The sequence below is a fragment of the Erysipelotrichaceae bacterium 66202529 genome (genome assembly GCA_017161075.1).
Lineage (GTDB): Bacteria > Bacillota_I > Bacilli_A > Erysipelotrichales > Erysipelotrichaceae > Clostridium_AQ.
The window spans coordinates 2,956,023-2,978,941 of the sequence record CP046174.1 but is presented as its reverse complement, the minus strand read 5'-3'; the positions used below and the strand labels follow the sequence as shown (position 1 = coordinate 2,978,941).

Genomic DNA, 22,919 nt, shown 5'->3' with positions numbered 1-22,919 from the left:
ACAACATTTCCTATCGTATATAAGAGTGTAAGGAATAACCTTGCAGAAACGAGGAAATGTCAAATGACAAGAAAACAACCAGAAGATGTATTGAATTACCGCAACGATTTGTTCTTCAAGTACACCCTCTCTCGTGAGGATGAAGGCTCCATCTTTGCACGCAACACCATTATCGAACGTGTGACCGGGATACGGGTTAAGGAAAGTACGGTTATGAATCCTAACCTGGATCCCAAGACCATCGGAAAGAAAAAGATTATTTTGGATGTCCACGTAAAGGATGAAAACGGTCAGCTGTTTTGTATCGAAATGCAGACGACGTTTACTGAAACAGAAAAGAAGCGTTTTGAATTTTATGGTGCAAGAGCGCTGAATGATCAGTTAAACAGCGGGGAGAAGTATGAGCTGTTGAAGCCTGTACATCAGATAATTTTCATTGATGAATATCCATGGAATAATCGAAATCTGATGAATCATTACCAGATGCGTACAGAAAGGGGAGAGGTGGAGAATAAAAAGGCACTGATAAAACGCAGCTACATACATCTGCCGGTGATCAATGAGATGGTAAGAAAGCAGGGTATTTTGAAGTTGAATGACTTTGAGCAGTTATGCTTCCTATTTGAAAATAATGAAAATGATGCTATACTAAAAACGAAGGAAAGGCTGGTGAAAGTTTTCGTGGAAAAGTACAAGGAAATGCAGAAAAATGACAAGCTATGGTCAACAGCGATGGCAATTCAGATGGGAGAAGCACGCTATCGCAATGGTCTGAATGACAGCTATAAAGAAGGACTTGAACAAGGATTAGAACAGGGAATTGAAAGAGGTATTAGAAAAGGAAAGGAAGAAGGAGAACGCCAGCTTTTGAAACGTCAGATTGAGAAAAAATATCATGAGGATGCCACAGAATGGTTAAAGACGCTTACATCAGAACAGCTCATTTGGATATCAGAACAGCTATTTACCTGTGATACACTCAGTGATTTAAAACAAAAAGCAACAGAAAAGGATGAATAAATAGATATTAACATTATTTTAAAAGCTTCTTTATAGGATATTCCTATAAAGCGGTTTCTTATTGCTGAAAGATGAAAGGTTTTTGAATTCTTTTATGATTTCATATTATGTATTTATTTTATTCTCCTGAAATCATTATCGTATCTTAGGAAAGACATAGAGCTATAAAGCGTGATAAGTTGAAGACAGGAGTGCTATACTCGTAAGATTTATAATATTACATTTCTCTGATATAGCATTAAATGACAGCGGCTTATAACTATAAGAAAGCTATAATAGTTTTATGGAATAGGAAGATGAGAACAGGAAGCAAGCAGAATGCATCCATTATGCTCCTCAGAATTTTTAAGGGAATAAAGATGCACTGGTATCTCGTATTTCATAACCTAATTGCACGCTCTATAAAAGTAGCACTGTAGGAATGCTTCTTCCAGCAGCATTTGCATATGAATGGCGAAAAGAAACTGTATCCTTTATAATAAAGATAGCTACAATAATAAAGAAGAGGGTGAACATATGACAATAACGAATCCATATATACTTGCGGCGATTGGTACAGGATTTACCTTTCTGATGACCGCACTTGGCGCTGCAACGATCTTTTTGATTCGCAAGGAAATGAAGCAGGGGATGCAGTCTGCCTTTCTCGGCTTTGCGGCCGGGGTTATGATTGCGGCTTCCGTATGGAGCCTGCTGATTCCCAGTATGGAGCAGGCAAAGGAATTGGGAATGCCGGAATGGCTGCCGGCTGGCGGCGGCTTTGTTTTAGGCGGCTTGTTTTTACTGGCATTGGACAAGGCATTGCCGCATCTGCATCCGGGAAGTGATGTCCCGGAAGGGCCGAAGAGCTCATTAAAGAGAACAACAATGCTGGTGTTTGCAGTTACGCTTCATAATATTCCCGAGGGAATGGCAGTGGGCTTGTCCTTTGCACTTTCCACAGCAGCCGGAGCTTCAACGACACTGGCTGCCGCTATTGCACTGGCAATCGGTATCGGTCTACAAAATTTTCCGGAGGGTGCTGCGATTTCCTTACCGCTGTATAAGGAAGGCTGCTCCCGTGGGAAATCCTTTCTATACGGGGCATTAAGCGGTATCGTGGAGCCGATTGCAGGTATTGCGACGGTAGCAATCGTCGGCGGTGCTACTGTGGCTATGCCATGGCTGCTTTCCTTTGCGGCGGGTGCCATGATCTATGTTGTGGTGGAAGAACTGATACCGGAGGCGAATCTGGATGAGCATTCCCATGCCGGAACCTTTGGTGTGATGATTGGCTTTCTTATCATGATGATCATGGATGTTGCACTAGGCTGAGGGAAGCTAAAAAAATGTGTTTCAAGGTGCTTCCTTAGCAATAAGGAAGGGCTGTATCTATAAAGAAAAAAGAAAGCTCAGACATATCGTGGAGCTTTCTTTCTTCTGATTTATTTACACGTATAACGGTAAGTGTAAAGCTGTTGGTGACTGTTTTTTTATTTCTGCTAAATATTTCGGGCAAGCTCGTAAGCGTCCCAGATGGCATACATAATATTGTGTACTCTGTTGGAGTCGCCGATATTATGCACCGGTATATCCAGCTCCTTCAGTTGTTCATAAATTGCGTTATTTGCAAGATATCCAACCGAAGTGATAATGCCGTCTGCAGGCAGTGTGATGTCCCCCTGCTCAGTGGAGATAACAACACCGTCTGTAGTAGATGTTACAACGCTGGCTTTCGTGTGTACGGCAATCTTATGATAGGTTATCAAATCCTCCAGCATAAAATGGTTCATATGAGGAAGTGCTCCAGCACCGCCCAGAATTTCGTCAGCAACCTCAACGATGGTTACCTGATTACCCTGCTGAGCCAGCCAGATTCCTGTTTCACAGCCAACCAGACCGCCGCCGACTATGACGACATTGCCCTTTATAGCTTTATGTCCAAGCAGTACCTCATCGGCACTTGCCACAGGAAGCGGCCCGTCGATATGCAGCTTTCGCGGAGTGGAGCCGCTGGCACATACAATGACATCCGCATGATAGCGGTCAATGCCTTCTGCCGTAACTTCCTCGTTATAACGCACATCAACTCCGAGCAGCTCCATCTGGCGTTTGTAATAGGAAATCAGTTTGCGGTCATACCGTTTGAAATGCGGAACGCCTCCCGGAATCAGATTTCCTCCCAGCTGATCGCTTTTTTCACAAAGGATGACAGAATGCCCTCTTTTTGCACACACGCGGGCGGTCTCCAGACCGGCAATACCACCGCCGATGACAAGCACTGTTTTCTTTGTGCAGGCTAAAGAAATACCATATATTTCTTCACGACCGCAGGCCGGATTCACTGCACAGGAAACCGGGCCGTTGGCGATTCTTCCAAGACAGCCTTCATGGCATCCCAGACACGGGCGGATTTCATCGGATCTTCCGGTTCTGATCTTTTCCGCAAATTCTGCATCCGCAAGCAGTGGTCTTCCATAGCTGATGATATCACAGCAATCCTGCAAGGCCTGTACAGCCATATCCGGATCGTCCATGCGCCCTGCCAATATGATTGGAACGTCAACCTCTTTTTTCAATATTCTGCCAAACTCCCGATACATACCATCCTCAAAATACATTGGTGGATGATTCCAGTACCAGGAATCATAGGTTCCTGCATCGACATTCAGGGAATCATAACCTGCCGCAACCAGAATTTTCGCAGCCTCTATACCTTCCTCAATGTCCTTTCCTGCTTCCTTGTATTCTTCACCCGGTAAACCACCCTGCCGCACTGCCTTCATGCAGCTTTTCAAGCTGTAACGCAGAGATACCGGAAAATCAGCTCCGCATACCTTTTTGATACCCTTGACGATTTCTGTGGAAACACGCAGACGGTTTTCAAGAGAGCCGCCAAATTCATCCGTGCGTTTATTAAACAAGGCAATGGCAAACTGATCCAGCAGATAGCCTTCATGTACAGCGTGAATTTCCACACCGTCAAAGCCTGCTTTCTTGGCGATTGCCGCAGATTCGATAAAGCGCTTAATCAGGTTCATGATTTCTTCCTTTGTCATTTCACGATGTGTAATGCGCGGATCAAAGCGGTTTGGATTTTCACTCGGTGCGATATGCTTTGCGGTAAAGCCTGGCAATGCACTACGTCCCAGACCTCCGGTAAGCTGTAGAAAAATTTTAGCGCCATGTGCGTGAATTCTGTCATTCATGCTGTAGGTGCTGTGAATGAACGCAAGGGGATTCGTTGTCGGGCAGGGAAGTCCGTTGGATGGAATACCTTCAATGCTCATATCAACGGAGCAGATTCCGGTGATAATCAGTCCGACATTGTTTTTGGCACGCTCCACATAATAATCCTGCAATCTCTGGTTGAATCCACCAAAAGCATCCGCATAGCCCACAGGCCCCATAGGAGCCATAGAAATCCTGTTTTTGATTGTACAGGCTCCAATCTTTGTTTCTTGAAACAATTCGCGATGATGTGTCATAACGTCCTCCTTACCGAATGTGTTCGGTCAATATCTAATTTCATTTTAACAGCCGATGTAAGCGTTGTCAATACAAACCGAATGTATTCGGTTAAATGATTTGTATGCACTCTTTGTATGTGGTATAATCATTTGGAAAACAGTGTGAGACAGTATGTGGTAATATGTAAAACTGTATGAAGCCTAGACACTGGTAAAAGAACGGAGTCAGATATGGATAAAAAAATTACAAGAAAGGAACAGGCACTGCATACCCGTGCCAATATCCTTGCAGTATGTACGAAGCTGCTTTGCGAGTATACCTTTGATGAACTCAGTATTTCCATGATTTGCCGGGAAGCCGATATTTCCGTTGGGGCCTTTTATCATCATTTCAAAACAAAATCCGATATTATCGTTGAGCTGTATCGGGATGTGGATGATATTTTTCTGCATGACATTCTGCCGAAGTGCAAAATGCTTGCACCTGTGGAAGCCATACTGCAGTATCTTTGCGAACAATGCGGCTATGCGGAAACAATGGGTATCGACAGCATTAAAAATGTATACAAAGCACAGATTGATAATGGAAATACATTTTTTGCGTCCAATGAGCGCGGTCTGCCCGATGGTCTTCGTCAGCTTCTTCTTCGTGCGGTGAAGACACAGGATCTGAACCCTGCTACGGATATTGAAAAGCTGCTGGAGGAGCTGCTGATTATGAGCAGGGGAGTCATCTATTACTGGTGCATACGAAACGGAGCAATCAATGTGCGGACGTATATTTACGACATGGCCAATATGTATTTGCGCTCATATATACAAAAGCCAGCAGGAGCTGATAATCTATAGCTGAATCGCTGGTAAAAACCTGCAGCTACAGGGACATAGAAGGAAAAAGTACAGAAATATGAAAAAACTGTACTTTTTTTAATTTCTTCACGTATTCCTTAGTGATTTGTGTTAAAATATTGATAAATGATAAACGCTTACATATTTGTGTAAAGGAGGCAATTTATGACGGTAATGAGACAGGAGCTGTTACAGGATATAAAAACTATGGCAGGAAATAAAGCAGATGCAAGGATGCTTTATAAGGCCATTCATACAGCGGTGAAAAAACAGATGGCAAAGATGGAAACGATTGTTTCCAAACGGAAGCTGTATTACATCTCTGCGGAATTTCTGCTTGGGAAAATGCTGACGAGCAATTTGATACATTTACAGGCGCTGCAGCAGGTGCAGACACTTGTAATGGAATACGGAGTCACCTGGAAGGAAATTCAGGATGTGGAATGTGAACCGAGTCTTGGAAACGGTGGATTAGGCCGTCTGGCAGCCTGTTTTCTGGATTCCATTGCGGAGCTTGGGCTCAGCGGTGATGGTATCGGTCTGTATTATCACTTCGGTTTGTTTGAACAGAAATTTCAGAATCGTAAGCAAATGGAGCTGCCGAATGCATGGATTGATACGGTCAGCTGGTTTGAAAGGATACCGGTGGATTACCAGGTGCATTTCAAAAACTGCACCCTGCAGCCAGTCCGCTATGATATGGATGTTATCGGATATGATGGAAAGAAGAACCGTCTGCATCTGTTTGATGTGGAAAGTGTGGATGAGGGCATTGTCCATGATGGCATATCCTTTGATAAACGTGATATCACACATAATCTGACACTGTTTCTGTATCCGGATGACAGTGATGAAGCAGGCAGACTGCTGCGTATCTATCAGCAGTATTTCATGGTTTCCTGCGCTGCCCATATGATTTTGGAGGAACAGAAGCAGCTTGGACATGATCTGCATACACTCTATGAGCATGCCGTGATACAAATCAATGACACGCATCCTTCTTTGATCATACCGGAGCTGATTCATCAGCTTATGCAGGAGGGAATCTGTATGAAGGAGGCTGTGCGCATCGTCGAAAAAACCTGTGCCTATACCAATCATACCATTCTGGCAGAGGCTCTGGAAACCTGGCCAATGTCGTATCTGGAAACTGTAGTACCGCATCTGACAGGCATTCTGCATGCTTTGGATACGGCTGCTGATCAGCGTGACAGGGATGCTGCTGTGGCGTTGATTGATGCAGATAACCGCATGCATATGGCACACATGGACATTCATTTTGGAAAAAGTGTCAACGGGGTGGCGGCTCTGCATACAGAAATTCTGAAGCAAAGCGAGCTGCATGCTTTTTATAAGCTGTATCCGGAAAAGTTTAACAACAAAACAAACGGCATCACGTTTACCCGATGGCTGCATGCCTGCAACACGCAGCTGTATGATTATCTGATGGAGCTGCTGCAAATGGATAACTGGCAGGATGATCAGCTGCATAAGCTCATGGAGTATGCGCAGGATGAAACCGTGATTGCCCGTTTGCTGGACATCAAGCAGGAAAAGAAACGGGAATGGTGCGCCCATATAAAAGCAAAGCAGGGAATGGCAGTCAATCCCAACAGTGTGTTTGATACCCAGGTGAAACGTCTGCATGAGTATAAACGCCAGCAGATGAATGCGTTATGGATCATTTATAAAATGAAGGAAATACGAAAAGGGAATCTGCCTTCCCGTCCGGTTACCTGTATATTCGGGGCAAAGGCGGCACCTGCCTATACGATTGCCAAAGATATCATTCATGTGCTTCTCTGTCTGCAGGATATCATTGCAAATGATCCAAGGGTATCCCCGTATCTGCAGCTATGCTTCATTGAAAATTACAATGTGAGTGAAGCAGAGCAAATCATACCGGCAAGTGATATATCTGAACAAATTTCCCTGGCAAGCAAGGAAGCTAGTGGAACGGGGAATATGAAGTTCATGTTAAACGGAGCGGTAACTCTGGGTACCCGGGATGGTGCCAATGTGGAAATTGCCGATTTGGTCAAGCAAGATAATATTTATATATTTGGAAAGAGCAGCGAGGAAGTTATCGCACATTATGAGAAAGCGGATTACTGCTCCAGGGAGTATTATGAACAGGATCCTGTACTGCATGAGCTTGTGGATTATCTGGTTGATGATGAAATGCTGCATACAGGAGATCCAATATCCTTGCGGCGCTTTTACGAGGAGCTGCTGCATAAGGACTGGTTTATGACACTTCTGGATACCAGGGACTATATTGCATGTAAGGAACAGATGCTGAAGGATTATGAGCAACGCAAGCTTTGGGGACGCAGGATGCTGCATAATATTGCATGCAGTGGCTTCTTCTCCAGTAAACGTACGATTGAGGATTATAACCGGGACATCTGGAACTTAGGATAGGAGGAATTATGGAGAGACAAACGGGAATTTTAATGCCTATTTCATCATTGCCGGGAAATCAGGGAATTGGAGATTTCGGCAAACACACCTATCGGCTTATCGATGCCATCAGTAAACAGAATATCCGAATCTGGCAGATTCTGCCGTTGAATCCTGTTGGCTATGGAAATTCACCTTATCAGCCGTTCTCGTCGTATGCAGGGGATGATTTGTATATCAGTGTGGATACACTTGCTGATTACGGCCTGTTGAAGCAAAGCTCCATCCGCAATTATAATAAGTTTTCAGAAGCGGTTGATTTTGATGGAGTTCGCGCATTCAAGGCGCCCTATCTGAAAAAAGCATATAAGACCTTTTTGAAAATGCAGGACAGCTTCGCCCAAGAATACCAGTTGTTCTGTTCCACTGCGGAATGGCTTTATCCGTATGCTGTCTTTATCACGCTGAAGAAGCATAATCATATGGCAAGCTGGACAGAGTGGCCCAAGGAACAAAGAGAATGGATTCGCAACCGCCGCTTTTCTCTGAAGGAGTTTGAAGAGGATATCCGCTATGAGCAGTTTCTGCAGTTTATCTTTTATAAGCAATGGAAGGAAGTAAAATCCTATGCCAATGCGCATGGGGTGGAAATTATGGGGGATTTGCCATTTTACGTAGGCTTGGATAGTGCAGATGTATGGCAGCATCAAGAGGACTTTCTGCTGGATGGCCAGGGAAATCCGAGTCATATCGCCGGCGTACCACCGGATTATTTCAGTGAAAACGGTCAGCGCTGGGGAAATCCAATCTATAACTGGAAGCAGATGAAAAAGGATCATTATGACTTCTGGATGGAACGTCTGGCCTGGAATCAGCAGCAGTATGATATCATCCGTCTGGATCATTTCCGCGCCTTTGACACCTTCTGGAAAATACCGGCAGCCTGTGAAACCGCGAAAGAGGGAGAATGGATGATGGGGCCATCTTATGAATTTTTCGATGAGGTATATCGAAGATTTCCCGATATCCGTCTGATTGCTGAGGATCTGGGAGATTTGAGAAGACAGGTTGGTAAGCTTCGTGATCATTATCATCTAATGGGTATGAATGTCATTTCCTTTGAATTACAGCCAAAGCTGTTAAAAAAGCCGCGAAAAGAACATATTGTACTGTATACGGGAACGCATGATAATGACACCCTGGAAGGCTTCTATCAACAGCTGACACAGAACCGCCGCATTGCATTACGCAGATTTTTCCATAATTGCGGATATGATAACCGGATGTTTCATGAGCTGGTAATCCGCTATTGTCTGGACAGTGCCGCTGATGTCGTCATACTTCCAATGAGCGATATTCTGGGGCTGAAAAGTGAAGGGCGTATCAATACCCCGGGAACGATAGGCAGTCCCAACTGGGAATGGAAGGTGAAAAACCTGAAAGAGTTCTATGCGCTTCTGCCAAAGCTGGGAGAGTGGATTCGTACGAGTGGACGGGGCTGATTTAATAGGAAGGCCAACGTATCGTATAAATATTGAGTATTCTTCCATGGCTTGAAATTTTTAATAGCCATGGTAAAAAAGGATGCAGAATCACCCGATGTATGGGACGGTTTTGCATCTTTTGTATACTTATAAAGGCGGACTTTTCTTTATAAGCATGAATTCGGATAAGCGTAGGCTTTTAAAGTGCCTGATCTTTTTCATGAGGTGGGAGTATTGTACAGCCAGCGTATCAGGAAATGCATACCGGCAATTATCTAGTGACTGTAATGATTAAGATAAAAGCAATTCTTGTGCACTAGGCTATCAACGCAGAGGAATGCACAGCTTTGTTATGAATGAGCCTTTGAAAACAGTCTGCTTCTATAAAGCAAATTATACAGTACATCGTTTTGCAGTAGTAAGCTCTTTATTTTCGTATCAGATTAGTTTACCCTAACTGAAGATTACCTGTTTTTACAGAAACATGGAGTTTGTGATGCAGATACATACAGTGTGATATAGTAGCTGCTATATCGGTCGATAAAATAAAATGGAAGCTTGGCAGGGATACTTTATAAACAAAAAAACCGCCAAGCACAATTCACTGTGTAGGGCGGTCGATTCAATAATGCTTTTTATTTCATAATCAGCGATTTTGATTTGGTGTTTTCTGCTGGTTGGAGCTGTTATCAGACGTACTAGTTGTATCTGCTTCTCCAAGTGTTACCGTAAATGTCTTTGTGGAACGCTCACGCAGAACTGTAATTTTCATTGTTTCTCCTGCTTTATGGGAATTTACAACAGTCTTTACATCGGAAATATTTTCCACATCCTTGTCGTCAACCTTCAGAATCTGATCTCCGGCCTGTAAACCAGCTTTATCTGCAGCTTTTCCATCCTCTACCTTAGCGATGTAGACCTGCGTGCTGGTATCTGAGCTGAACGGATTGTTACTTGTTCCCAGTGTCAGCGTAACACCAAGGGAAGCACGACCCTTTACATAACCGTTTTCAATTAGGTTTGTTATTACATCCTTTGCATGGTCAATAGGAATGGCAAATCCCAGACCCTCAATATTAGAGCCGCTTGACTTCGCATTAACGATTCCAATCAATTCTCCCTGATCGTTGAACAAGCCGCCGCCGGAATTTCCCGGATTGATTGCCGCATTGGTTTGCAGCAGCTGCATTGTCTGGTTATCAATCGTGACCTCACGATCCAGGGCAGAAATAATACCACTTGTTACGGTACCGCCTAGCTCACCGAGCGGATTACCGATCGCTACCGCTGTATCTCCTACCTCAAGCTTGGAGCTGCTGCCCATAACCGCAGGCTTTAAGCTTGTAGCCTCGATTTTTATCACAGCCAAATCGGTAGAGGAGTCGGTACCAATCAGCTTGGCATCATAGGATTTTCCATCCTTTGTAGTTACTGTGATTTTGCTGGCCCCATCTATAACGTGGTTGTTTGTTACGATATAACCATCCTTACTCAGGATAACACCGCTTCCTGCACCGGATTGTACTGCCTGCTGGAAATATTCGTTATTTGAAACAGACTCTGTTTTTATTTCCACAACACTGTCCATAGCCTCATTGGCTACATCTTTAACTGACATACTGGATGCATTTGCCGTATTGTTTTTAGAATTTGTTTTTTCTACAGACTGATACAGCACAGTGCCGGAGCCGTTTGATTTATTGAGCTGATACGCCAGTGTAGCTCCTCCAAAGCCGCCGCCGACTGAGATAAGCAGACAGCCGCTTATGATACATGCATTGCGATGCCGCCGGATAAAGGATGGCTTCTTTTCTTTTATCGGATTTGTTTCAGGATTCCCTGACATGTTCATATCAGCTGCTTTCACATCCTCCTGGAACGTTTCCTGTTTTGTTTCTTCCTCATTATGTTCTTCATATACTTCAAAGTCTTCCATATACGTATCCTCCTTTTATGAATAGGACTCTGTACAGCCTTGTCCTTTTACGAGTCTTATTCTACACAAATATTATCTCAGAAAAATATAGTAAATGTGTGAATTTCATATGAATTCTGGATGGAATGTGTGAAAAGATGCCGGAAAAAATCGAAAAATAAAGAAATAATAGTGAAAAACACGGAAACTTCCTTAACCATACAGACATGTTGTGCTATAATGAAAAGGGATTTTCTGAAAAGAAATGATTATCGTCTGTAGTTTGCGATTAACATAACACGATTGAAAATAAAAAAGTTGGAGGGTAAAGCGTATGGCTAAAACAACGAAAAAGAAAACATTGACAAAGAAACCGGCAGCAAAAGCAACTGCAAAGGCTGCGGTAAACAAAGAGGAAGCAAAAGCAGCACAGGAGCAGCTGAAGCTGACGGCTGAACCGGAAGCGAAAAAGATAACCGCAGAAAAAGAACCGGAAAAAATCACAACGAAAAAAGTAGAGAAAATTGCAGCCGCTAAAGAGGCAGAAAAACTGACAACGGCACCGGAACCGGAAAAAATTGAGACAAAGGAAGCTGTAAAACTGGAAGCTAAGACAGTGAAGACTGCTGCGAAGGCAGAGGAAGCAAAAACAGAGGAGCCAAAGACAAAGGCAGAGCCTGCGAAAAAAGCGACAGCTAAAAAACCGGCAGCGAAAAAAGCAACGGCGAAAGCAGTGAAAAAGGATGAAGGAAAAGAAGCAGCTGTAAAAGCAGAGGAAAAGCCTGCCAAGAAGGCAGGGAAAGCAGCTAATAAGACTGCAGCGGCAGAAGCTGCGAAGCCTGCAGCAAAGAAGGCTGTAAAAAAGACTGAGGAAAAGAAGCCTGCAGCAAAAAAGACACCGGCAAAAAAGGCGTCAGTGAAAAAAACAGACAAGGTTAAACTGGATGCTTATGCGGCATTGTCACTGGATGAAGCAATTCAGAAGGTTCAGGCTATGGGTGTACAGCATGTATATGAGGATTACACAAGATTCCTTCTTGATGAAGCGGATTTGAAGCAGCTTGCAAAAAATATCATTGAGGGAAATGCTCTTGCAGATAAAGGATTCACTTATGAAAAGGATGGCGTTGATACAGATTTAATTTCTGTCGTTCTGGAAAAGGTGGCGGATACAATGGATGTAAAAGCTATGGACTACAAGGATCTGAAAAAGGATATCACAGCTTGCCTGAAGGCTGAAATGGGGGAAGATGCTGAAGCAAATGCTGCCGAGTACCTGAAGGAATTTAAGGTTTGCGAGAAGCTGCTGATGATTGGACAGCGCAAGAATATTACAGAGGCATCTGTTATCAGTGATCTGGTAGGTGCGGATGTGGATGCATTTGTAGCACATTTCTTCCAGTTCGCATATGCAATCCTTCCAGGATGGCAGTATGATGATGTGAAGTTCTACGAGGATTTCGCTTTTGCGGTTCTCTCTCAGTACAGTGATCTGTATGAGAAGTACCAGCTGAACATCCTGCTGGATGTTGCGGATCTTTATATCAAGCATGGTGATTTCGGTCATGGTGATGCATGCTATGGATATATTCTGCGTGATAATCAGATTAAGGACTATATTTATTACCGTTTTGCATCCGTATATGAGGGGATTGATTTTAACAAGGCTAAGGCACTTGCTTATGAATCTCTGCAATACGTTGACGGACGTTACACATACTATCAGAATATCATGGATATCATTAACAAATAAACAAGAAACGACCGGAGATCATATATTTGATTTCCGGTTCATTTTATATAAGATAGTGATTACAGCAGTAGATGGATTGTACAAATAGCCGCAAAAGCAAAAAATAGGGCTCCATAGCTGCATATAGATTATTGTAATTGTACTGCATTACTTGTTTGTATACGCATGCTTATCATGATTTTAACAGGTTGTGATATTGTTTACAATTACCATATGACCGTAGTGGGATGGAAAATCAACTCTGGCTGTTGTACTCTTATACTATAGAAGAAAAGAATATATAGGTAGGATGACCTTAGTATCATATATTCATTTTCCTTTTTTATCAATTAGTGAGGAATTCTTCATGTATACATTATTCACAGACAACGCGATGCTCTGTGATCTTCTATCGAATTAAGGAAAAATACGAAATGTGATAAACTATTCTATTACAGGAGTTACAGTAATTTCAAATTCTTATACGACTGAAATAGTAATGCTTTGTAGAAAAATTTGCAAAAAAAGCAAAAAGTGCTTGACGTAAACGAATGTTATTTGTTATACTATACAGGCAGTTAGTTATATGGCGCGTTGGAGAAACGGTTAACTCACTTGCCTTTCACGCAAGCATTCACGGGTTCGAATCCCGTACGCGTCACCAATAAGGTAAATGAAGTCCCTTTATGATAGGGACTTTTTTTCGTGTGCTCTGTGATTTACACAAATATCCACCTTCTACATACACATAAAAAGATCTCTATATGATGAGACCTTTTCTATTCCATTGGCGATATGCAGCTTTTATTCCTTATCCAGCAGTTGAAAGAAATCATCCAGCGGCATTGGCTTATAAAAATAATATCCCTGTATCGCATCACATCCGATAGATGTAAGAAACTCCACGTCCTCTTTGCGCTCTACACCTTCAGCAATAACATGCATTCCAAAGGACTGAATCATTGTGATCAGCATTTTCACTATACTTTTCGTATCCTTTGTCATATCATGCCCAAAAAAACAGCGGTCAAGCTTAATCGTGTCCAATTTACTGTTACAAAGAAGATTATAATTAGAAAATCCGTTGCCAAAATCATCCAGGGCACAGAAAAAACCTTTTTCATGAAAATTCTGAATGTGCTCCTTCAACATATCTGCATCAATTTTAATTGTTTCCATAAACTCCATTTCCAGATATTTAGGATCCATATGATAGGTATCTGTAATCTTGCAGTAATCCTCCAGCAGCTCCTGACTGTAGAAAAATGAATTGGAAATATTAAAGCTGATCCGAACATTCTTTTTCCCCTTAATCTGGCGCTGTGCCATTTCTTTTACGACCTTATCACATAAAAACAGATCAATGACACGGACAAAGCCATTTTTATTCAGGATTGGAAGAACCTCCGCAATAGGTATCATGCCGCCTTTACCATCCGGAAGCCGCATCAGCATCTCTCCACCAATAATCTTCCTGGTCTTTAAACTGACTTTCGGCTGTATATAGGGAAGATAGCGCTCCTCCGTCTTTGCCTTTGCCGTGAATACCTCCAACTGACAATACTGCATATACGTTGTTTTCATTTCCTCCTTGTATATCTCATAGCTGAATACTCTGCTCTTTATGCTTCTGCTGAATTTGCGGCAAAATTCTGCTCGGTCATATGCAGTCTCAAACGGGCAGCTTTTATCATTCATTAAAAAGATACCAAAGGAAGTATAAATGTTGTGAAAGATATCGCGATCCTCTATATCAAATATCGCATCTACTGCATTGACGAGCCAGTGCTTTTCTAATTGCTCCAATGCTATATACGCTTTTAAAATTATGAAATTATCATCATCATGATAAACAATAACATCATCCTTATTCAATACAGCTTTCACTGCTTCCATAATCAGGCTCAAAATCTCAGCAGCACGCTTTGTACCATATGTATATTCGATAAAACGAAATTTTTTTATATTCATCGCGATTAAAGCATAGGGCTGATCAGTTAGAAGTGCCTGGTTATATGCCTTCTTCATTATATCCATTCCTTTGGAATTTCTCATGTCCGCACCTCTTTACAGCGTGATTCAATTATATTGTAATCCGCTTCTGTTTATATTATATCACGAAATTCAGTATTCTTATGCGGCATCGAGTGTTTTTTAGAAAGGTGCTTTCGTAACAGCAACGATTGAAGTGAACATTCGATCATTGGGCAATACATTAACTGTGATGTGTACAAATATTGCCTCTTTCATTATTTCAGATAGAATGCATTGCATTATAATATTATATGTCATATAATATTGTTGAAGAAAGGTGATATATATGACATTTCAGCTTGGATCTGCATTACTGGATGCCTGTGTGCTTGCGACGCTGCATAAAGAGGATACCTACGGATATCGGCTGACACAGGAGGTCAAAGTCGTAATGAGTGTGAGTGAATCAACGCTGTATCCGGTACTGCGCAGACTTATGAGAGAGGGATATCTGGAAACCTATGACCAGCAGCATATGGGAAGAAATAGAAGATATTACCGGCTTACTGATGCAGGGCGAAAGAAATACAAGGAATATGTAGAGGAATGGAAGACATTCTCTATGAAAATCAATGAAATTCTAAAGGGAGGAAATGAACATGAGGAAGGATGAGTATATAGCGGAATTAAAGCACCGTCTGGCAGGCTTTTCAGCATCGGATATGGAGGATGCGGTTTCGTATTGTGAAGAATATTTTGAGGAAGCAGGAGAAGGGCAAGAGCAGCAGGTCATAAATGATCTTGGCTCACCGGCAAGATTTGCAGCACAGCTGAAGGCAGAGCGTTCCATACGGCAGGAGCAGCAGTATCACGGAGATTCCAGAAGGAAAAATCCGAACAGCTCACTGAAAAATGCAGGAATGATCATACTGGGAATCTGTGCCTTGCCGATTGCATTGCCCCTGATGCTTGCCGTTGTGGCGGTCATATTTGCCCTTATCGTTACCGTATTAGCGCTTGGTGTGGCAGGGATTGCTTCCTTTGCCTCCATTCTGATAACCGGTATTCCATTGCTGGCATCGGCGGTTACGAATTATCAAACGGCAGGAAATGCCTGGATTGCAGGAGGCGGAGGACTTTTATGCATCGGGCTTGGCCTGTTGCTGTCCATTCTGTTTTTTACACTGATTCGCTCCGTGCTTCCGGCATTTACAAATGCTTTAACACGGCTCTATCATAAAGCACAGGGAGGAAGACGTCATGAAAAAGCATAGGGGAATACGCATCGCTGTTATCGTATCTATCATATTGATGATTACGGGATCTTTATGTATCGGGGTAGGAATTGCAAGCGGTGGTGATCTGCGCTATCTGCATGTGGGAAAGGATACCGTTTCCTGGTGGCCGTTTCAGGGAACCTTTGGCATAGGCTTTGGGGATTACGATACCGCTTTCTGGCTGGATGATGATGAAACAGATACAGCTTCCCGTTGGGAACAGCCTCTGCAGGAGGTCACATCACTGACCCTGGATATCAGACTGGGGGATGTTCGGATAGAACGGGGCAGTGAAAATAAAATCGCATTTCTGCATATCCGTAAGCAGGATGTTTCTGTCGATGACAAACAGGGTGTGATAACTGCAAAGGTTGAGAATTCCGATGTGTTAAGAAACAATCGCAAGGATGCGGTAATCATCACACTAAAGGACGCGCAGTATGATCGTATCCAAATAGATAACAAGCTGGGAGATGTGCAGATTCACAATCTTTCTGCACGGCATATCGGTGTGGAAGAAAAGCTTGGGGATATATCACTCAAGGATATTATATCCAATGACTTAACGATAAAACAGTCAGCCGGTGATATCGAAGTGGAAGGCCGTCTAATGGGAAACAGCATCATCAAAAGCAGCATGGGTGATATCGAGGTTCAGGTGCATGGAACGCAGGAGGATTACCGCTATAAGGTAAAAAATTCTATGGGTGATACGCAGATACAGCAGCATGATTATGATGTACATTGCGATGTGGAGGAAGGAAACAGCTCCAGTAAAAACTATATACAGCTGCATAGCAGTATGGGGGATATCGAGCTGCATTTTGCATCATGATGGACTTTGATGCACTCACGAGGGACTGTAAAGCAATATGGCAATCCTGCGCTGAGACAAGGCTGCGGCTGCCTGCCGTAAAAAAAGAGCTGCAGAAGGAGAACATGAAACAGCTGCATGCAATGAGGAAGGACTGGCAGACATTTATGGACAGGGCTATGGAGCATCTGCAGGATGAACAATGGAAGCAGGAAATGGATCTGCGTGTGCTGGAGCTGCTGCGTAAGGAGAGCATATTGAATTTTAATGCCCTTGAACCACAGGTACAGCAGGAATTTCTTCATATCACCAAGCAGTTTATACGCGATGCCATGCGCTTTGATTGTGAAATACAGCTTGCGGATATCATGCAGGCAATGCGTAACGTATGGATCATTCTTCTGCTAGAGTGTATGCTGGAAAGGCCGCTGTGTTATCATAAGGCGATCTTTGCTTATAGTATGCTGTATCCGTATACCGATAATTTTCTTGATGATCCAGGGATAACACCAGCACTGAAAAAGGCTTTCAACCACTGGCTGACGAAGCGGCTCAAGGGGGAGGTGCAGAGAAATACACAGCCTTTATATCAGGTAGTAGATAAGCTGATTACTATGATTGAGGAAACCTTTCACCGCCCGCAGTTTCCACAGGTTTATGAGGCACTGCTGCGCATCCAGGAAGGACAGGTTCTTTCTCTTTGTCAGGGGGAGAGGCTGTCCAAAGATGAGATATTAAAAATTTCCATCTATAAGGGAGGGGCCTCTGTTCTTGCGGATGGCTGTTTAATGGATGGCACGTTACAGCAGAAGGAAGCAATGTTTTGCATGTCTTACGGGTTTTTACTACAGGTTGCGGATGATATTCAGGATATGGAGGAGGATCGTCAGGCACAGCAGTATACACTGGCAAGTATATTAAGCAGCAGACAGGAGCGTTTGAAGCTGGCGGAACAGCTGCATACGTATATACATGAGGTACTGTATCATCATTGTCCAATAAAGAAGCAGGCTATGATCTCCTTTGTTGAACAGAACTGCCGCTTTTTACTGCTTGCATCCCTGGCCAAACAGCTGCATATGCTTCCTGCAATGTTTGCAATCCGGCTGCGAAAAAGTCTTCCCATTGAATTGGATGAATTTTCCCTCATGCTTCAGGACAGCTCCTCCTGGCTGCAATCCAACAGGCTGAAAACAGTGCTGCACGCCTATACGAAAGCTATATGACAATACACTGTAAACGTAAAAAAGACTTACCCGCTCACAGCTATGAACTGTGTATTGGATAAGTCTTTTCACTGTGTAATTCCTTTAAGGATATTATCTATTTTCCGATATACGTAAATCGCGGTGTCAGCTTTCCATCTACGAGAATACTCTCACAGAACATGGAAATTGGCCGGATCCAAACAGAGCCGTCACCATACAGCTGACGATATACGACATAGCGCTCCAGTGTTTCACTATGGGTTGCCACATACAAAACACTGTAATGCTTACCCTTGAAATGCTGATACTTACCAGGCTTGATTTCCATGCTCTCCACGGGAACACCTTCAGGCTCTTCCAGTGATTTCACAAAGATAGGCACGGAATAGGCGGCGGTACCTTCCGGAATTTCTTCCAAACAGTCTACGCTTTCTTCCTGCACCTGTAACGGCTCTTTTATTTCGGAAGGCAGGGCATTGTCATCCTTTTGCAGAATGCAGGCACGTTTGGTTTGGATTAAAAATTGCAGCGTACCATGTACAGCCTGATACACCTCATTACTTAACAAATCTCTCCAGCAGCCATCTGCAGCATGTATTTCAGCACAATATTCCTCATCCGCAACATTGCATGCAATGTATAACGTTTCCTGTTGATTGCTTCTAGCAAATACGAATTGTTCATTGCGCAGCAGGATTTGTTCATAGGCACCCTCACTGCATGCGTTCAGCTTATGCACAGCAGAAAGCCTTGCAATATGCTCACAGAGTGCATCGAAGCTATATTCCTTTAGCTTCAGACACGGCCGGATATCGGCATCACTTCCATTGTGCTTGCATCCCTTTACCGCAAACTCACTGCCATAGTAAATACTTGGAATACCCGGCATCGTAAAGAGCAGAGTATAGATATTAAAGAGATCCTCTTCCTTTTTTACTGTGCTTGCCAGACGGTTTACATCGTGGTTATCAACGAAATTGTAGAGCCTTAGCTGCTTGTAAATACCGCCGCTGCCAAATTGACGGTTTAAGGAATATCCAATTTCAAAATAGTTTTTCTCATTGTGTGAGGAATACAGGCCCTTATAGCATTCATAATTGGTAACGGAATCCAGCATATCCGGATTTGCCCAGCGGTTGTAATCCCCGTGAATAATTTCTCCCATCAGCCAGAAGTCTGGATTTTTTTCCTTACAGAAGGCTTTGAGTCTGCGGAAAAATTCCGGACGAATACAATCTGCGGCATCCAGACGCAGGCCGTCAATATGGAATTCATCCATCCACATAGCGATGCTGTCCAGCAAATAACAAACAACATCTTCATTTGCCAGATTCAGCTTGACCAGATTATAATGACCTTCCCATGCATCATAGGTAAAGGCATCGTTTAACGGGCTGTGTGCATGAAAGTGCAGATTGGAAAACCAACTGCAATACGGAGATGCCTCTCCCTTTTCCTGTACATCGCGAAAGGCCCAGAAGTACCGTCCGACATGATTGAATACGCCATCCAGTACAATGCGGATGTCCGCATTATGCAATGCTTCACAAACCTCCTTGAAATCCTCATTGGTTCCTAGGCGATGATCGATCAGGCGATAATCGCTTGTATCATAACCGTGCTCATAGCTTTCAAACACCGGCCCGAGATACACGGCATTGATTCCCAGCTTTTTCAGATGGGGAATCCAGTCTGCTATCTTTTTAATAGAATGTGTAACCGTTTCCTCGTGATATTGTGCTGCGCCGACAAAGCCCAGCGGATAAATGTGATAAAATACTGCTTCCTTGATCCAGCTTGTCATAAATTCACCTCTGTATATAGTATACCATGGAACGGGAAAGTCAAAAAGAAAAAGGATACCTTTCGGCATCCTCTCAGCGTTTATTCAATAGGAATAAACCGTTTTTCTTCAACCTTTTTGCTTTCTTCCTTCGGGAAGGTGATCTTCAGCTCTCCATTATCAAAGCTTGCACGGATATCCTCCTCACGGATGGAATCTCCGACATAGAAGTTACGTGTGCAGGAACCGCTGTAGCGCTCCTGACGGATAATGTTACCTACATCATCCTTCTCTTCGTTGGAACTGTTTCGTGCGGCTGTAATGTTGAGGTATCCATCCTTTAATTCCAGATGGATGTCTTCCTTCTTATAACCAGGCAGCTCCATGTCCAGCAGATAGTTACCGTCTACCTCACGAACATCTGTTTTCATGCAGCTGTTGCTCTTTGTGAAAAACGGATCCTTCCACATGTCTTCAAATGTGTCTGTAAATACGTCTGGTAAAAATCTCATCATAAAGTCCACCTCTTTCTATATAATATATGAATCAGATTTTTCAGATGAGTATAAACGATTGCAGGATTACTGCCTGAACACATCGCCTCGATTCCTGAAACTCATGTCCTGCAGAGGCCCTACCTCATCTTCACTGTTATTATATCACATATTTTAGCACTGTCAATACAAGAGTGCTAAAAAGAAGTAATTTTCTTGTTTTGATTCGTAGTTAACCTAAGCCTATGTGAATTTCAAGTAGAATATGGTATGAAATGGGAGAGAGGTATTATTCATCCATACTTCTTCTGACTTTTTATGGCTGTGAATTGTAATATTCCCATATGGGAAAGAGCGAGCAAGGGGCTTCAAGAGCGATTGCTAAAAAGAAATTACTTCCGATACAGAATGAACGGTAAACACAAAGCGCCGCCGGCAGAGTGATATTTCCATAGGATTCATCCAAATACCTTGTGATAAGGAAAGAAATTGCAGCATGCATCGTAGCATCTGAAAATTTGTAAATAGATACAGTTTTTCAGAATTGATCAAGGAATTGCACTATTCATCATAGCATCCATGATTTATAGAAACAGCTTCAGAGAATCCTTCGATCATGATATGCAGACTGATATGCGTAGGCTATAACAGAAACCTGTTATTAACAATAGGAAGCTATGCATGCTATGAACAAGGAAAGTCCAAGCATCAAAGTCTTAAAAGGGAAGGGAATGGATGCTGAAAAAAATAGACGATTTTCTATACCGTCTATTTCTACGATTATATTTCAATGAAATTGCAGGGAAAATAAATTTTTCTTTTTCACAAGCTTCATAAGGAGATTACTTTTACAGACCGCGTAATTTATGTCTTTGTATATTCAGCAGCCTTTGTGTGTGATTCTCCTTTTACAGCCGCTTTATGCGGAATGCTTTGAATAGATTGTGTGACCTTCCTTAATGGTTTCCATGACCTGAATATCACGTAGCTTCATCGGATCCGTTTTCAATGGATTTTCACTCAGAATGACCAGATCCGCAAGCTTTCCGGATTCCAGTGTACCTTTCTTATCCTCTTCAAAATACTGATAGGCTGCATTGATCGTGACTGCCTTTAATGCCTCCAGAACACTGATCCGCTGCTGTTCTCCTAAGACCATGCCGTTTTTGGTTATACGGTTTACTGCTGTCCATACACTTTCCAGCATATCCGGAAGAATGACCGGTGTATCCTGATGGAAGGTGAACGTGATGCCGTTTTGCAGGGCGCTTGCTGTACAGCTTATATTTTCCGCACGCTCCTTACCGAAATTTACAAAATGTACATCTCCCCAGTGATAAACATGGGCTACAAAATAGCTTGGCATGACCCCGGTTTCCTTCAGCTGCGGCAGCTGATCCGGACGCAGTGTCTGAGAATGAACCATGACAGGGCGTGTATCGGTTGTTTTCTGTCTGCTGTGATGAAAGCCGTTCAGCATCTGCTGGCTGGCTGCATCCCCGTTACAATGAACCAGAAGCTGGCGGTGCTCGTCCAGTGCCTGCTGAACATAGCCATCAACCTGCTCATCGGTATAGATTGGATAACCGCAATAATCACCACTGTTTTCATACGGCTTGCTCATCCATGCAGTCTTACCCTGTGGAGAGCCATCCAGAAACAGCTTGTAGCCTCCGATACGGAAATGCTTTTTATAATCTTTTAGATCGGTTCTGTTTTGTACAACCTCACTGTCCTCAACGATATCCACATAAGCAACCATATCCAGCAGCATTTTTTCATTATTTCCCAGCCGCTCGTAAATATCCACTTCGCTTTTATGAGCGAAGCCCTCCTGCGCTGTTGTAATACCGAAGCTGGCATAGATTTTCTGTGCCTCAACCGCATAATCATCAATATGATCCAGACTCATGACACGTTCTCCGGGGCCGCGCATGAAGGTTACCTCCTCCATATAGCCGTTCAGGTGTCCGTTCTCATCACGGCCATAGCTGCCACCCTCCGGATTCTGCACACTGTCATCCAGCCCGTACAGCTGCAATGCCATAGAATTCAATACTCCCATATGGAACGAGGAATGCGCAAGAATGATTGGATGTCCTTCACTTACCGCATCCAGCTCCTGACAGGTTGGATGGCGATGCTCTGCTAGTGCATTGTGGTCATACCCGAAGCCCATGACCCACTCTCCACTGGCAACCTGCTTTTCTTCGATATAGCGTTTGATTTCCTTTTGAATATCCGCCACGCAGGTACAGCTTTTCAGGGGAACAAACTTCAGGGTGTTCGCAAACTGCAGCAGGTGGGAATGTGCATCGATAAAAGAGGGCATCAAACACTGTCCGTTCAGATCAACGCGCTCACAATCCGCTTCACATAATGCTTCCAGGCTGGATTTTGACCCAACAGCCTGAATTAAACCGTCCTTAATCAATAAAGCCTCGCTGTATAAATCGTCATCCTTCATCGTTAAAATCGTACCATTTGTATATAATTTCTGCATCCTTCATCATCTCC

At 43.1% G+C, this 22,919-nt stretch carries 16 protein-coding genes and 1 tRNA gene; 11 read left to right on the top strand and 6 right to left on the bottom strand.

Features of this window, described 5'->3' with window-relative positions:
• Window positions 1-63: 63 nt before the first annotated feature.
• Both GKZ87_14215 and GKZ87_14210 read left to right on the top strand, forming a co-directional pair.
• A complete protein-coding gene (locus tag GKZ87_14215) occupies window positions 64-1,020 on the top strand; it encodes an Rpn family recombination-promoting nuclease/putative transposase (GenBank protein ID QSI26557.1) in 957 nt (318 codons plus the stop codon).
• A gap of 516 nt (window positions 1,021-1,536) precedes the next feature.
• Window positions 1,537-2,334, top strand: coding sequence for a ZIP family metal transporter (locus tag GKZ87_14210; protein ID QSI26556.1), 798 nt, complete (start codon window positions 1,537-1,539; stop codon window positions 2,332-2,334).
• A gap of 167 nt (window positions 2,335-2,501) precedes the next feature.
• On the opposite strand, the gene GKZ87_14205 is transcribed toward GKZ87_14210, so the two are convergent.
• Window positions 2,502-4,487 carry an FAD-dependent oxidoreductase gene (locus tag GKZ87_14205; protein QSI26555.1) on the bottom strand — a complete coding sequence of 662 codons (1,986 nt, stop codon included), beginning with the start codon at window positions 4,485-4,487 and terminating at the stop codon, window positions 2,502-2,504.
• 213 nt (window positions 4,488-4,700) lie between these two features.
• On the opposite strand from GKZ87_14205, the gene GKZ87_14200 reads away from it, so the two are divergent.
• The 3 genes from GKZ87_14200 (at window position 4,701) to malQ (ending at window position 9,223) form a co-directional block, all read left to right on the top strand.
• A complete protein-coding gene (locus tag GKZ87_14200; protein QSI26554.1) occupies window positions 4,701-5,318 on the top strand; it encodes a TetR family transcriptional regulator in 618 nt (205 codons plus the stop codon).
• A gap of 165 nt (window positions 5,319-5,483) precedes the next feature.
• Entirely contained in the window at window positions 5,484-7,742 is a 2,259-nt protein-coding gene (glgP, locus tag GKZ87_14195; protein QSI26553.1) for a glycogen/starch/alpha-glucan family phosphorylase, read from the top strand.
• An 8-nt stretch (window positions 7,743-7,750) separates the two neighbouring features.
• On the top strand, window positions 7,751-9,223 hold the full coding sequence (gene malQ / locus GKZ87_14190; GenBank protein ID QSI26552.1) for a 4-alpha-glucanotransferase: 1,473 nt from the start codon (window positions 7,751-7,753) through the stop codon (window positions 9,221-9,223).
• Window positions 9,224-9,851: 628 nt separating this feature from the next.
• Here the strand turns inward: malQ and GKZ87_14185 are convergent.
• Window positions 9,852-11,141 (bottom strand): PDZ domain-containing protein, encoded by a 1,290-nt coding sequence (locus GKZ87_14185; protein QSI26551.1) that lies wholly within the window; start codon window positions 11,139-11,141, stop codon window positions 9,852-9,854.
• Window positions 11,142-11,454: 313 nt separating this feature from the next.
• Here GKZ87_14185 and GKZ87_14180 point away from each other — a divergent pair, with 313 nt between their 5' ends.
• Together GKZ87_14180 and GKZ87_14175 are read left to right on the top strand one after the other, a co-directional pair.
• A complete protein-coding gene (locus tag GKZ87_14180; GenBank protein QSI26550.1) occupies window positions 11,455-12,873 on the top strand; it encodes a neurofilament protein in 1,419 nt (472 codons plus the stop codon).
• A 567-nt stretch (window positions 12,874-13,440) separates the two neighbouring features.
• Window positions 13,441-13,516, top strand: a tRNA-Glu gene (locus tag GKZ87_14175).
• 140 nt (window positions 13,517-13,656) lie between these two features.
• Here GKZ87_14175 and GKZ87_14170 read toward each other — a convergent pair.
• Entirely contained in the window at window positions 13,657-14,907 is a 1,251-nt protein-coding gene (locus GKZ87_14170) for an EAL domain-containing protein (GenBank protein QSI26549.1), read from the bottom strand.
• A gap of 265 nt (window positions 14,908-15,172) precedes the next feature.
• On the opposite strand from GKZ87_14170, the gene GKZ87_14165 reads away from it, so the two are divergent.
• Genes GKZ87_14165 through GKZ87_14150 form a run of 4 tightly spaced genes read left to right on the top strand, consistent with a single transcriptional unit; the run spans window position 15,173 to window position 18,143 of the window.
• The gene (locus GKZ87_14165; protein ID QSI26548.1) at window positions 15,173-15,499 is read left to right on the top strand and encodes a PadR family transcriptional regulator; all 327 of its coding nucleotides are present in this window, start codon (window positions 15,173-15,175) and stop codon (window positions 15,497-15,499) included.
• Window positions 15,486-16,100 (top strand): DUF1700 domain-containing protein, encoded by a 615-nt coding sequence (locus tag GKZ87_14160; GenBank protein ID QSI26547.1) that lies wholly within the window; start codon window positions 15,486-15,488, stop codon window positions 16,098-16,100. The genes GKZ87_14165 and GKZ87_14160 overlap by 14 nt, the downstream gene beginning before the upstream one ends.
• Window positions 16,087-16,938 (top strand): DUF4097 family beta strand repeat protein, encoded by an 852-nt coding sequence (locus GKZ87_14155; protein ID QSI26546.1) that lies wholly within the window; start codon window positions 16,087-16,089, stop codon window positions 16,936-16,938. Before GKZ87_14160 ends, GKZ87_14155 begins: the two co-directional genes overlap by 14 nt.
• Window positions 16,935-18,143, top strand: coding sequence for a hypothetical protein (locus tag GKZ87_14150; protein ID QSI26545.1), 1,209 nt, complete (start codon window positions 16,935-16,937; stop codon window positions 18,141-18,143). Before GKZ87_14155 ends, GKZ87_14150 begins: the two co-directional genes overlap by 4 nt.
• 97 nt (window positions 18,144-18,240) lie before the next feature.
• Here GKZ87_14150 and GKZ87_14145 read toward each other — a convergent pair whose 3' ends face one another.
• The 3 genes from GKZ87_14145 to GKZ87_14135 form a co-directional block, all read right to left on the bottom strand.
• Window positions 18,241-19,929 carry a DUF1653 domain-containing protein gene (locus GKZ87_14145; protein ID QSI26544.1) on the bottom strand — a complete coding sequence of 563 codons (1,689 nt, stop codon included), beginning with the start codon at window positions 19,927-19,929 and terminating at the stop codon, window positions 18,241-18,243.
• An 80-nt stretch (window positions 19,930-20,009) separates the two neighbouring features.
• Entirely contained in the window at window positions 20,010-20,423 is a 414-nt protein-coding gene (locus GKZ87_14140) for an Hsp20 family protein (protein ID QSI26543.1), read from the bottom strand.
• Between the two features lie 898 nt (window positions 20,424-21,321).
• Entirely contained in the window at window positions 21,322-22,905 is a 1,584-nt protein-coding gene (locus GKZ87_14135) for an amidohydrolase family protein (GenBank protein ID QSI26542.1), read from the bottom strand.
• Between the last annotated feature and the right edge of the window lie 14 nt (window positions 22,906-22,919).

Excerpts from the sequence above, each read along its gene's own strand:
- GKZ87_14215 (QSI26557.1), top strand. The coding sequence starts at position 64 with ATGACAAGAAAACAACCAGAAGATGTATTGAATTACCGCAACGATTTG.
- GKZ87_14210 (QSI26556.1), top strand. The coding sequence starts at position 1,537 with ATGACAATAACGAATCCATATATACTTGCGGCGATTGGTACAGGATTT.
- GKZ87_14205 (QSI26555.1), bottom strand. The coding sequence starts at position 4,487 with ATGACACATCATCGCGAATTGTTTCAAGAAACAAAGATTGGAGCCTGT.
- GKZ87_14200 (QSI26554.1), top strand. The coding sequence starts at position 4,701 with ATGGATAAAAAAATTACAAGAAAGGAACAGGCACTGCATACCCGTGCC.
- glgP (QSI26553.1), top strand. The coding sequence starts at position 5,484 with ATGACGGTAATGAGACAGGAGCTGTTACAGGATATAAAAACTATGGCA.
- malQ (QSI26552.1), top strand. The coding sequence starts at position 7,751 with ATGGAGAGACAAACGGGAATTTTAATGCCTATTTCATCATTGCCGGGA.
- GKZ87_14185 (QSI26551.1), bottom strand. The coding sequence starts at position 11,141 with ATGGAAGACTTTGAAGTATATGAAGAACATAATGAGGAAGAAACAAAA.
- GKZ87_14180 (QSI26550.1), top strand. The coding sequence starts at position 11,455 with ATGGCTAAAACAACGAAAAAGAAAACATTGACAAAGAAACCGGCAGCA.
- GKZ87_14170 (QSI26549.1), bottom strand. The coding sequence starts at position 14,907 with ATGAGAAATTCCAAAGGAATGGATATAATGAAGAAGGCATATAACCAG.
- GKZ87_14165 (QSI26548.1), top strand. The coding sequence starts at position 15,173 with ATGACATTTCAGCTTGGATCTGCATTACTGGATGCCTGTGTGCTTGCG.
- GKZ87_14160 (QSI26547.1), top strand. The coding sequence starts at position 15,486 with ATGAGGAAGGATGAGTATATAGCGGAATTAAAGCACCGTCTGGCAGGC.
- GKZ87_14155 (QSI26546.1), top strand. The coding sequence starts at position 16,087 with ATGAAAAAGCATAGGGGAATACGCATCGCTGTTATCGTATCTATCATA.
- GKZ87_14150 (QSI26545.1), top strand. The coding sequence starts at position 16,935 with ATGATGGACTTTGATGCACTCACGAGGGACTGTAAAGCAATATGGCAA.
- GKZ87_14145 (QSI26544.1), bottom strand. The coding sequence starts at position 19,929 with ATGACAAGCTGGATCAAGGAAGCAGTATTTTATCACATTTATCCGCTG.
- GKZ87_14140 (QSI26543.1), bottom strand. The coding sequence starts at position 20,423 with ATGATGAGATTTTTACCAGACGTATTTACAGACACATTTGAAGACATG.
- GKZ87_14135 (QSI26542.1), bottom strand. The coding sequence starts at position 22,905 with ATGCAGAAATTATATACAAATGGTACGATTTTAACGATGAAGGATGAC.